This window comes from Microcystis sp. M090S1 (assembly GCF_020246295.1).
Lineage (GTDB): Bacteria > Cyanobacteriota > Cyanobacteriia > Cyanobacteriales > Microcystaceae > Microcystis > Microcystis aeruginosa.
Genome location: NZ_JADBTF010000114.1, coordinates 1 through 11,298, shown reverse-complemented (window position 1 = coordinate 11,298; position 11,298 = coordinate 1). Strand labels below are relative to the sequence as shown.

General features: G+C 44.4%; 11 protein-coding genes. 8 read left to right on the top strand and 3 right to left on the bottom strand.

Going from position 1 to position 11,298, the window contains the following annotated elements:
• Positions 1-173: 173 nt before the first annotated feature.
• Together IM477_RS05320 and IM477_RS05315 are read right to left on the bottom strand one after the other, a co-directional pair.
• Positions 174-938, bottom strand: a complete 765-nt coding sequence (locus IM477_RS05320) for a hypothetical protein (protein WP_287730826.1) — start codon at positions 936-938, stop codon at positions 174-176.
• Positions 939-1,139: 201 nt separating this feature from the next.
• Complete coding sequence (locus IM477_RS05315) at positions 1,140-1,907, bottom strand: creatininase family protein (protein ID WP_149987568.1); 768 nt, start codon at positions 1,905-1,907, stop codon at positions 1,140-1,142.
• A gap of 74 nt (positions 1,908-1,981) precedes the next feature.
• Here IM477_RS05315 and IM477_RS05310 point away from each other — a divergent pair, with 74 nt between their 5' ends.
• From IM477_RS05310 to phoU, 3 genes are all read left to right on the top strand, one after another.
• Positions 1,982-2,734 (top strand): response regulator transcription factor, encoded by a 753-nt coding sequence (locus tag IM477_RS05310; RefSeq protein ID WP_190721458.1) that lies wholly within the window; start codon positions 1,982-1,984, stop codon positions 2,732-2,734.
• A gap of 47 nt (positions 2,735-2,781) precedes the next feature.
• Positions 2,782-4,083 carry a sensor histidine kinase gene (locus IM477_RS05305; RefSeq protein ID WP_190721460.1) on the top strand — a complete coding sequence of 434 codons (1,302 nt, stop codon included), beginning with the start codon at positions 2,782-2,784 and terminating at the stop codon, positions 4,081-4,083.
• A gap of 119 nt (positions 4,084-4,202) precedes the next feature.
• Positions 4,203-4,871, top strand: coding sequence for a phosphate signaling complex protein PhoU (phoU, locus tag IM477_RS05300; protein ID WP_287730825.1), 669 nt, complete (start codon positions 4,203-4,205; stop codon positions 4,869-4,871).
• 49 nt (positions 4,872-4,920) lie between these two features.
• On the opposite strand, the gene IM477_RS05295 is transcribed toward phoU, so the two are convergent.
• Positions 4,921-5,790, bottom strand: a complete 870-nt coding sequence (locus tag IM477_RS05295; protein ID WP_287730823.1) for an ABC transporter permease — start codon at positions 5,788-5,790, stop codon at positions 4,921-4,923.
• Positions 5,791-6,101: 311 nt separating this feature from the next.
• On the opposite strand from IM477_RS05295, the gene IM477_RS05290 reads away from it, so the two are divergent.
• The 5 genes from IM477_RS05290 (at position 6,102) to IM477_RS05270 (ending at position 11,225) form a co-directional block, all read left to right on the top strand.
• A complete protein-coding gene (locus tag IM477_RS05290; RefSeq protein WP_002735370.1) occupies positions 6,102-6,578 on the top strand; it encodes an NAD(P)H-quinone oxidoreductase subunit N in 477 nt (158 codons plus the stop codon).
• A 323-nt stretch (positions 6,579-6,901) separates the two neighbouring features.
• Positions 6,902-8,344 carry a glutamate--tRNA ligase gene (gene gltX / locus IM477_RS05285; protein WP_287730821.1) on the top strand — a complete coding sequence of 481 codons (1,443 nt, stop codon included), beginning with the start codon at positions 6,902-6,904 and terminating at the stop codon, positions 8,342-8,344.
• A gap of 679 nt (positions 8,345-9,023) precedes the next feature.
• Positions 9,024-10,106: an ATP-dependent 6-phosphofructokinase gene (locus IM477_RS05280; protein ID WP_287730820.1), complete on the top strand. Its 1,083-nt coding sequence runs from the start codon at positions 9,024-9,026 to the stop codon at positions 10,104-10,106.
• A 406-nt stretch (positions 10,107-10,512) separates the two neighbouring features.
• On the top strand, positions 10,513-10,821 hold the full coding sequence (locus tag IM477_RS05275) for a type II toxin-antitoxin system HicB family antitoxin (protein ID WP_079209338.1): 309 nt from the start codon (positions 10,513-10,515) through the stop codon (positions 10,819-10,821).
• Positions 10,818-11,225, top strand: coding sequence for a type II toxin-antitoxin system VapC family toxin (locus tag IM477_RS05270; RefSeq protein ID WP_287730819.1), 408 nt, complete (start codon positions 10,818-10,820; stop codon positions 11,223-11,225). The genes IM477_RS05275 and IM477_RS05270 overlap by 4 nt, the downstream gene beginning before the upstream one ends.
• Positions 11,226-11,298 lie beyond the last annotated feature (73 nt).

The window sequence follows — 11,298 nt, the reverse complement described above, 5'->3', positions numbered from 1 at the left end:
TAAGAAATGTTACAAATTACATGGGTACATTAAGAAAAGTTAAGGGGGTGCATCCATTGATGGATAAGGGTTTTGGGCTATTATGGTATATATGTATGGGGGAAGTTCAGTAATAAGTAGTCTATACTCAACGGATTTGTTCTGATGACTGATGACTGATTACTGATTACTGATTACAGTCCACCTTGGGGTCCTTGGGGCAGATTGATATTAGAGGGGAAAACCTGGACTTGTCTTTCCAGAAAGCGTTGAGTGACTAATTCTCGGAAAATCTCTAGATCTTTTTGCCATTGTCCCAGATATTGTTTGAGCAGATTTAATCGATCGCTACCCTCGGCCAGATTATAGTTAAAGTTACCGGCAAATAATAGTGCCGCTAAGGTTTGGCCATCGGGTAATTGCAATTTTGCCTCGTTAATCGCCAGGGATAGCTGAGAGGTTTCTAACTGATAAAGTAGATTGATGCTGGCTTGTAGGGGGGCTGTACCGAAATTGTGCCAGGGACCGGGGGCCAGAAGAGTTTCGGTGATGTATTTTTTAGCGGCATCGGGGCTACTAGGGAGAGGAACAATACTTTTCGGCGCGATACCCAGGGCTTGATATTCGGCTAAAGGGAGTTTATCTAGATATAAACCAACAATTTCTGGCAGTTTCAGGTTCAGGCTATCGGGAGAGTTAATTATCTCCACAAAGGTAATTTTCCGGGGTTGGGCGACGATGCTGATACCATTTTGAAACTTAACTTGAGCGTAATTAGGATTGAGTACCGGCTGGCCATTTAATTCCCAGTCGGGGGGAACTATTCCCGAATATTTGAGGAAATCAACCGTTAGCATGGCGGGATTGAGGCTTTTGGCTGTCATTGCGATGGAAAGTTCTTGTATTTCCCGCAAACTAGCCAGAGCTTGATTGGAGTTATTGTCATTGGTGGTAATCATCGGTTTTCTCCGTGGATATTTAAGTTTTGTCTCTAAGTAGGTGGGTGTTAAAAATTGTCAGATACCGCCCTTATCAAGGGGGGAGCGGCACCCCCCTTATTAAGGGGGGATTAAGGGGGTATCTAAAGACAAAATCTATCTTCAATTTAATTGAAACCACTTACTTAGGGTTACAGTTAAATTATTCCGGGTTTCGGTGGCTTAGTCACTAATCAACTTAGACAAAGGACAAGAGAGCCATTCCAGATAACTATTACTCAATTCTTTCACAGCCAATTCATAGAACCTCTGACCGTGTTCGGGAGTGGCCAAAGCAGGATTGGAACCCATACGACCATCGGGGTAGTTTTGGCGAAAATTAGCCGCACCGTAAATACCATGACCAGAAGCCACTTTTTCGGATAAAAAGGCGTTTTTAAGGCTCTCAGGGTAAAGATACTGAGTTAACGCCACTTCGCTCGGTGTAGCGTGAGAACCTTCCTGATCTCCATACAATTCTTTGGCTAAAAGATAAACTTCTCGCACCATAAACCAGTTGGCCACTTGACATTTAACCTCGTTTGTGTTAGGCAAATTGAGGGAATCCAAATGATAATAGGTTTCCGCAAAAGCTGCTTTTAGGGTGGCAATATTGCCCCCGTGACCATTAATAAAGAAAAATTGACGAAAACCCGCTCTAGCTAAACAAGTCACATAGTCGAGGATGACTTGAATCAAAGTGCTAGGACGAAGGCTAATTGTACCCGGGAAAGCCGTGTGATGTAGGGCCATACCGACATTTAAGGTGGGTGCTACCATTGCTCGTACCTGTTTCCCCACTCCTTTAGCGATCGCCTCCGCACATAGAGCATCTGTACCAATCAGTCCCGTCGGCCCGTGTTGTTCCGTGGAACCAATGGGAATAATAATTCCCTGAGATTGTTCTAGATAGGATTCCACCTCTAACCATGTAGATAACTGTAATAACATTCGGCTCTAGCCTTCCAAAACGAATGCAGGTTGACAAATTGAGATAAAATTAGGACGAATAATCAAGTATTTTTATGTTAACCCTTGACAACCCCCCCTTGTCGGCGAGTACGGATTTCGTTCCCAATCATCGGATTTTAATCGTTGAAGATGAAGAAGTGATTCGGGATATGATTATTTTGGCTTTGGAAGAAGAAGGTTACGAGGCTCTCGGTGTTAGTGATGGTCGCGTTGCCCTAGAACTACTGCAAAGTCAAGAATCTAATCACGGTGAATCTCGTTTTGATTTGGTCGTTTTGGATTTAATGTTACCCCAAATCAACGGTCTTGATATCTGTCGTCTGTTGCGCTATCACGGCAATATTATCCCGATTTTAATTTTAAGTGCTAAGGCCAGCGAAACCGATCGAGTTTTGGGTTTAGAAGTGGGTGCCGATGATTATCTGACTAAACCCTTTAGTATGCGAGAATTAGTCGCTCGTTGTCGCGCTCTCATTCGTCGTCAAGGATTTACTTCCCTAGCTGCCGCTCCCGTGCGAAAATTCCGCGATGTTCTTCTCTATCCCCAGGAATGTCGGGTGACGGTGCGAGATGAAGAAATTAACCTTTCTCCTAAAGAATTCCGTATCCTAGACCTATTTATGAGTTATCCGCGCCGAGTTTGGTCAAGAGAGCAATTAATTGAACAAATTTGGGGGCCAGATTTTTTAGGAGACACCAAAACCGTCGATGTTCACATTCGCTGGTTACGGGAAAAACTAGAAATCGATCCCAGTCAACCGGAATACCTGATTACTGTACGCGGTTTCGGTTATCGTTTTGGCTAGGTGAGCGATTATATTTTCCAGATTAGCGATCGCCGCTCGCGCAGACAATGACTATTTTCGCTTTTATTTTGGGAGTAGTTTTAGGTTTGAGTATTTGTTACTGGCAAGTCTCACGCTTAAATAGAGAGTTAAAGCGAACCCTGAGCGCTCTCTCGGATTCGGCGGATTTGTCGGCTTCTTTTCCCGTTACCTCCCTGGTGCGTCGAGAATTACAGTTTCTCTCCCAAAGTCTGCAAGAGCGAGAAAAGAGCTTAGAAATTCAGAAATCCTTGCTAGAACGAGCGCCGATCGCCTATCTTCATATAGATGCCGATAATCAACTGCTCTGGTGTAATCAACAGGCAATTACCCTCTTAAAACTCGATCGCTGGCAGCCAGATCAGGTACGTCTGCTGCTGGAATTAGTGCGCTCCTACGAATTAGATCAATTAATTCAAGAAACTCGTCAAAAACAGAGTCCACAGGTGCAAACTTGGACTTTTTACCCGACTAATTATCCTGTCACCCCCATTAGCGATCGCAAAGTCATTGCTCCTAAATCGATTGCCTTGAAGGGTTACGGTTATCCGCTGCCGGAAGGTGAAATCGCTGTATTTATCGAAAATAGACAGCCTTTAGTGGAATTATCGCAAAATCGCGAGCGAGCTTTCTCTGACTTAACTCACGAGTTACGCACTCCCTTAACCTCCATTTCTCTCCTTACCGAAGCTTTACAAAAACGCCTCCAAGCTCCCGAAAGACGCTGGTTAGAACAAATGGCGAAAGAAGTGGAGCGTTTGAGCCAATTAGTCTGCGATTGGCTAGAAATTAGTGAATTACAAGCGGATGCGGGGCGCTCTTTACAATACCAGATGATTAATCTAGAGGACCTCATCAGCGCCGCTTGGCAGACTGTCACCCCAATAGCCGCCCAAAAACAGATTAGCTTAGATTATTCCTCTCCGGTGGATTGGACGCTGGAAGTGGATCACTCTCGTCTGCTGCAAGTTTTCCTGAATCTCTTTGATAATGCCATTAAGTATAGTCCCGATCAGGGGAAAATTCGCCTAGAAATTCGGGAAATATCCGATACTATCGGGGAAAAATGGCTGAAAATTGACGTTATCGACAACGGGAAGGGATTTAACGAAGCGGATCTACCCTACGTTTTTGATCGCCTCTTTCGCGGTGATCCTTCCCGCACCCGTCAAAAACAAAGCACAAAGGATTATAGTACCGGTTTAGGTTTATCGATTGCCAAAGAGATTATTCAAGCCCATGGCGGTTCGATCGTCGCTCAAAATGATCCTAACACCGGCGGCGCTCGCCTACAAGTCACTCTCCCCCGTCAAAAAAAGGCGGTGGGGTGATGGGTGTGGGGTGTGGGGAGAAAAAAATCTGTCAAGTTCTCTGGACAACTGTACAAAATCGAAAATTTTCTTGTTATCACTGTAGAGAAAGAGTAGTTTTATGTTAAGCGAATCTGACCGTGAGCCTATCCAAAGAAACCAATCATCCCGATCGCACCTATTTCGCTCGTTCTCTCCAGCGATTGGAACAGGATGTGCTGAGAATGGGAACCTTGGTCGAAGAATCCTTTCGTCTTAGCCATCAATCCCTTTTTGCTAGGGATTTGGAAATGGCGAAAAAAATCGCCCCCCTTGACAAGGAAATCGATCGCTACTACCGTCAAATCGAGTTAGATTGTGCCACTCTCATGACTCTACAGGCTCCCGTAGCCCAAGATTTGCGGCTTTTAAGTGCTTTTATGCAATTAGTGCGCGATTTGGAACGGATCGGCGATTATGCCAAGGATTTGGCTGAAATAGCTCTCAAATTATTCGCCTATACTCCCCACGATTGTATGGGTGAGATCGAGGCTATGTCCCACCATGCCCAGTATATGTTAGCCACGAGCCTTGTTGCTCTGGCCGACCTCGATCAAGAAGCAGGTCCAAAGGTGAAAGAACTAGATAATACGGTCGATCGAGCCTATGATTATCTCTATCACACTCTCGCCCATCAAAGAGACATCAAAGGTGTGGTGGAACCAATCCTGCTGATGGCTTTACTAATCCGTCATCTGGAACGTATGGCCGATCACGCCACCAATATCGCCCAAAGGGTATCCTACATCGTTACCGGACAGAGAGACTGAGGGTGTGGAGGCTCCTGAGATGATTTTCCTCGAACTCTGGCCCTCGCTTTTAGCGTTTACGACTCAGGGGGTTGAAAATTTCACTTAACCCCTCTCCCAAGAGAGATAAACCCACCACCATCGTGGTCATTGCTAATCCGGGGAATAAAGTGGTCCACCAGATACCTGTAGATAAATCCGCCAAAGCTTCCTTGAGATCATGACCCCATTCAGGCACTTCTTCCGGTAATCCTAAGCCTAAAAAGCCTAAACCGCCTAAAACAAGGATCGCATCCGCCGCGTTGAGTGTAAACAGAACCGGGACACTCTGGACGACATTAAAGAAAAGATATTTTGATAGTATCCGGCTAGGACTGGCACCGATCGCTCGCGCCGCTTCGATAAATAACTCATTTTTAACGCTGGCGGTTTGATTTCTGACCACGCGAAAATATTGGGGAATATAGGCAATGCTAACAGCGATCGCTACATTGACGATACCACGACCCAAAACGAAAGCCAGAGCCACCGATAATAATAACCCCGGCAAGGTGTAGAGGGTATCCATGAGAAAGAGGAGAACGCGATCGATCTTACCCCCCAAATAACCGCTAATTAACCCTAAAGGAACCCCGATGACTAAAGATAATCCTGTGGCCAAAAATACCACGGACAAGGCCGCCCGGGCCCCGAATAGGGTGCGGGAAAAGACATCATAACCGCGCACATTCGTCCCGAACCAATGGGCGTAACTGGGGGCTTGTAGGGGATAATTGCTTAAAATGTCGGTTGGATCCTGAATCAGTCCGATCGCTTGCAGAAGGGGCGAAAACAGGGCAATCAGGATAAAAATAATTGTCAATACCAACCCAACCCCTAGTAGCTTAGTAGTTAGGTTGGGTTTCAGAAAAGGATCGATCGGCAATTTAACAGGAGTCATCGACAAAATTTAGCCATTGCATAGAACGCTAATTGTAGAAGACAAGGCTAACCTGCGACAAGAGCAGTGTTTTTTCAAACAGCCGGGGCCGAAACGACCATAAACCAGAGTAAGACTGCTAAAGCTAAAACAGTTAGTTTAATCAGGATATAAAGCAGTCCGTTGGGATAAAGGAGATCGTGAAACATATTACCTCCTTGGGAGAGTAGCGATTGTCCCTCTCTATCTTTGATCCTAAGTCTTTTTCTGTTCAGCTGACGCACAACTTAACAAAACGTGCGATTATAGGGAAAAAGATTTTTTCACTAGCTATGGCACTACTGACCACGGGAAAACCATTTATTCGCGATCTGGAACAATACGGTGCTTTAGGGGTTTACGCACCCTTAGAAGGGGGTTACGAGGGACGCTATCAAAGACGTTTACGGGCCACTGGTTACAATGTCCTGCATATCACCGCTAGAGGTCTAGGGGATTTAAGTGCCTATCTTACCGGCATTCATGGAGTTCGTCCCCCCCATTTAGGTAAAAAAAATATTGGTCGGGAAGCAGCCGTCGGACCGGTTTATTTTATTCCTCCCATTGCTACCTATCAATTGGAAAATTTACCCCCCAAATCTAAAGGTTTAGTGATTTGGATTATTGAAAGTTTTGTTTTATCCTCGGAAGAAAAACAATACTTAATTAATCTTAGTCAACAGGAACCCCGGTTAAAATTTGTCCTCGAATTGGGTGGGGAAAGATATTTCCGTTGGCAACCTTTGAGCAAATCTTTAGTCGCTGCCTAGAATTACCGAAATAACAGGGTTATTGAAATATCTCCCCCTCAAACCCTCTCCCCGGAGAGGGAAACTTCAATTCTTGAGAGTTTGTTGTTCCTTTCTCACCCTTTGGTAGCTATTTATTTAAGTAGGGAGGCACAATTCTTTGTAGGATGGGTTAGCGGTAGCGTAACCCATGCGGGAGTTGGGTTTCATGCTTCAACCCAACCTACGTTCATCTTATATTTAATTCCACCCACCCATTTAATTTTCTTAATTTCGCGAGTTGGCCTAGGTGAATTTGCCATAATATGGGATATCGTTGCCGCAAAAAACCTAGGAGTTAAATCGTGACAGTGAGAGTTCGTATTGCCCCCAGTCCCACGGGAAATTTACACATTGGAACAGCACGCACAGCCGTGTTTAACTGGCTTTTTGCCCATCATCACCGGGGCAAATTTATCTTGCGCGTGGAAGATACAGATTTAGAACGTTCTCGACCAGAATATACCGAAAATATTCAAGCGGGCCTACAATGGTTAGGACTGAATTGGGATGAAGGTCCTTTTTTTCAAACTCAACGCCTTAATTATTATCGTCAGGCGATTCAAACCCTGCTCGATCGAGGTTTAGCCTATCGTTGTTATTGTACCCCAGAAGAATTGGAAAAAATGCGGGAAGAACAAAAAGCCCGCAATCTTGCCCCCCGTTACGATAATCGTCATCGTTATCTCACCCCCGAACAACAAGCTCAATTCGAGCAAGCGGGGAGAAAAGCAGTAATTCGTTTTATTATTGACGATGATCGAGAAATTATTTGGCAGGATTTAATCCGGGAAAAAGTTATCTGGAAAGGTAGTGATTTAGGTGGCGATATGGTGATCGCTCGTACCTCGGAAAATGGGGAGGAAAACTTCGGTCAGCCTCTCTATAATTTAGCGGTAGTTGTTGATGATATTGATATGGAAATTACCCATGTTATTCGTGGGGAAGATCACATCGCTAATACGGCTAAACAAATTCTTTTATACGAAGCTTTAGGGGCAAAAGTGCCGGAGTTTGCCCACAGTCCTTTGATCTTAAATCAGGAGGGTCGTAAGTTATCTAAACGGGATGGAGTCACTTCGATCGATGATTTCCGAAAACTGGGTTTTCTGCCGCAAGCTTTGGTTAATTACATGACTCTCCTCGGTTGGACTCCTCCCGATTCCACCGAAGAAATTTTTACCCTTGAAACGGCCGCTGAAGTGTTTAGTTTAGAACGGGTAAATAAAGCGGGGGCAAAATTTGACTGGACGAAATTGGATTGGATTAATAGTCAATATCTCCATCGTTTAACCGGTGAGGAATTAGTGCCTTTACTTCTCCCTTACTGGCAAGAAGCAGGGTATAATTTTGCTGCTGAAACCGATCGAGCTTGGTTGATCGGTTTGGCTACTCTCATCGGTCCGAGTTTAACTCGTTTAAGCGATGCTGTCGCTGAAAGTCGCTTACTTTTAACCCCTCTGGCTAATTATAATCAGGAGGCTTTAAGTCAATTACAATTAGAGGGAGTTAAGGATATTATCAAGGATATTCTCGCCGCTATTACTCCCGATTTGACCGGAGAAGTTGCTAAGGGAATTGTTGAGACAACAACTAAAGCCCATCGGGTTAAAAAAGGTCTGGTGATGAAGTCTCTACGCGCCGCTTTGATGGGGGAGTTACACGGTCCGGATTTAATGCAGTCTTGGCTACTTCTCAATCAAAAAGGTTGGGATATATCCCGTCTTCAGCAAGCAGTAAATAGTTAAATTGATTGACTATCAGTTATCAGAAAATTTCTCGGACATTAGGGTTGACAAATTACCTAGAATTGCTATATACTTTCTAGTATAATGGGAATCCGTGTCGCCCTGCATACCCTGCTCGTGATCGATTACTGAGGGGATGGGGCGGAGTTTTCGGTTTTGGCTCTTCTCGACTTTGTGTGATAATTTTTGCTTATGGAATCCTGAAGTGCTTATCGGGCAGAACTTTTATACTAAATCTGGTTATTAAAAACTGATTATTTATTCTCCGTTTTGCATGAGTGCCTCTCCTGATATGTAGTCCATACTCAACGGATGGCCGTATTACTTCCGATTTTATCTCTCAATCCAAGCCTTTGGGGGGTTCTACCCCCCAAACCCTGGAGCGCATTAGTTTTTCGGTGAGATGCTTACACGCAGCTGCTGACACATCTGTAATCATTTAAGAGTCACTCCCGCAAGTGGAGTGACTCTCCTGATATGTAGCCTATATTCAACGGATTTAGTATTAGGACTATTTTGCGGAAGAAACTATCAGTATAAAACTCGTTTCCACACAGAAACCAGAAGATCGCGATTTTTCCCCTAACTGTCAGGGACGATCTAGAAACTTTCTTAATTTTCAGGCATTATCCGCAACTTTTCCCTAAATATAGATTTGTTGATCTCCTGACAAAAACCTATGGGTGAAAAAAAACGAATTGGAATTCTCACCAGTGGTGGCGACTGTGCGGGTTTAAATGCCGCCATTCGTGCCGTTGTCCACCATGCCAGTGGCAATTATGGCTGGGAAGTGGTGGGTATTCGAGAAGCAACTAACGGATTAATTAACCGTCCCCCAAAAACCACTATCTTTGATATTGAAGGAGTCGATCGCCTGTTGGTGATGGGAGGAACAATTCTCGGTACTACCAATAAGGGGGATCCCTTCGCTTTCCCGATGCCCGATGGAACCCTGATCGATCGCTCTCAGGAAATCATTGACGGCTATCATAGTCTGGGACTGGATGCCCTGATCGGCATCGGTGGCGATGGTAGTCTGGCGATTTTGCGCCGTATTGCCCAACAGGGAGGCATTAATCTGATTGGTATCCCCAAAACCATCGATAATGATGTGGGAGCTACAGAAGTCTCCATCGGCTTCGATACAGCTACTAATATCGCCACAGAAGCCCTCGATCGCCTCCATTTTACCGCCGCTAGTCATAACCGGGTGATGATTCTAGAAGTTATGGGTAGGGATGCCGGCCATATCGCCCTGGCTGCCGGTATTGCGGGGGGGGCCGATATTATTCTCATTCCCGAAATTCCCTACCGATTAGAGAAGGTCTGCGAGAAGATCCGGCAACGGCAGCGTATGGATAAACAGTTTTCTCTGATTATTGTCTCCGAGGCTGTGCGTACCGAAACTGGCAATCGCCTAGTGCAAAAGGAAGCCCTAGGGGAAGATCGTCTCGGGGGTATCGGTCGCTATTTAGCCGAAGAAGTTGCCAGGGAAACCGGGGCCGAAACGAGAGTGACTTTCCTGGGCCACATTCAACGGGGGGGTATTCCTTCTCCAATGGATCGCTTACTGGGGGCGGCTTTTGGTGTGGCGGCCGTGGATCTGATCGCCAGGAGGGAATTCGATCGCATGGTGGCCTGGCAAAATCGGCAAGTGGTCAGTGTTCCCATTGAGGAGGCGATTAAAACCTATCGCGTCGTCGATCCCGAAGAAACTTTAGTCAAAACCGCCAGGGGTTTGGGTATTTGTCTAGGGGATTGAGATTAAATCTAGGGGAATCGGTGCGAGAATTAACCCTTAAGTATCGCCCTTTCCCCACTGATTAAAATTACCAATCAAATAAAGAAGTTATTTCACCATTAAGGTAACTGCTGTAATTAACTTCCGTTATGGCATAGAATTACAATATAGTCATTTCAATTAAGATTGAGAATATCAATGCCAGAGTCCATAAGGGTTTAACTGGTCTAGAGTGTATCAGACTTATCTGAAATGATTATAAGATAAACGCCGTCAAACATACACACTTCTCCCGCCCCGTTGTATCAAAAGCTACAATTTAATAAATATTTACATTACTCGACTGGCGATTCACGCAGTTGGCTAATCTCCATTCCTACAAATTACAATTGAGTTAAGATATTCATTTAATTTAAACAGGTGAGCGATGAAATCAAAAGTCAGTATTGAAATAGAAAAGAGAGAAGGAAGATATTCTGCTTACAGTCCTGAAATTAAAGGATATATAGCAGAAGGAAATTCTTTAGATTCAGTCATTGATGCGATCAAACAAGCCATCCAATCCCATTGGCATCAACAAGAAGAAGAATCCAGCAAGACAACGGCCCAATCGCTTCTCGAACTTTTTGAAAATATTACAGCCGGCATGACCGAAACAGAAATCAACAATTTGCCGAGGGACGGCGCACAAGAACATGACCACTATATCTATGGTATTCCTAAAAGCGATTCATGAGAACTATCTTTGCTGATACATTTTATTGGACAGCATCCATCAATCCTAGAGATAATTGGCACGGTCAAGTAATTGCTATTACTCGCACATTAGAACAATTTTGTCTTGTGACAACTGAAGAAGTTTTAGCAGAGACTTTGACTTTTTTTTCAGCTTACGGGAGTCAGATGAGACAGCGTGCTTGTCAACTTGTTCAAGGAATAATAAAAAACCCCAATATTCAGGTAATCCACCAAACTCATGAATCATTTTTAGCGGGTCTAACTCTTTACCAAAATCGTCCTGACAAAGAATATAGTCTCATTGATTGTATCTCTATGCAGACGATGCGAGAACTGGAAACTATCGAGATATTGACCCATGATAAACATTTTACTCAGGAAGGTTTTGTCATTTTGCTATAGTGCGATTGCTGTCAATTTTTAAGGTATTTAGGGTTTGCTGAAAAAGTTTTTCCTGGGGGCAGGGTGTGGGGTG

Excerpts from the sequence above, each read along its gene's own strand:
- IM477_RS05270 (WP_287730819.1), top strand. The coding sequence starts at position 10,818 with ATGAGAACTATCTTTGCTGATACATTTTATTGGACAGCATCCATCAAT.
- IM477_RS05305 (WP_190721460.1), top strand. The coding sequence starts at position 2,782 with ATGACTATTTTCGCTTTTATTTTGGGAGTAGTTTTAGGTTTGAGTATT.
- IM477_RS05275 (WP_079209338.1), top strand. The coding sequence starts at position 10,513 with ATGAAATCAAAAGTCAGTATTGAAATAGAAAAGAGAGAAGGAAGATAT.
- IM477_RS05310 (WP_190721458.1), top strand. The coding sequence starts at position 1,982 with ATGTTAACCCTTGACAACCCCCCCTTGTCGGCGAGTACGGATTTCGTT.
- IM477_RS05320 (WP_287730826.1), bottom strand. The coding sequence starts at position 938 with ATGATTACCACCAATGACAATAACTCCAATCAAGCTCTGGCTAGTTTG.
- IM477_RS05290 (WP_002735370.1), top strand. The coding sequence starts at position 6,102 with ATGGCACTACTGACCACGGGAAAACCATTTATTCGCGATCTGGAACAA.
- IM477_RS05315 (WP_149987568.1), bottom strand. The coding sequence starts at position 1,907 with ATGTTATTACAGTTATCTACATGGTTAGAGGTGGAATCCTATCTAGAA.
- IM477_RS05280 (WP_287730820.1), top strand. The coding sequence starts at position 9,024 with ATGGGTGAAAAAAAACGAATTGGAATTCTCACCAGTGGTGGCGACTGT.
- IM477_RS05295 (WP_287730823.1), bottom strand. The coding sequence starts at position 5,790 with ATGACTCCTGTTAAATTGCCGATCGATCCTTTTCTGAAACCCAACCTA.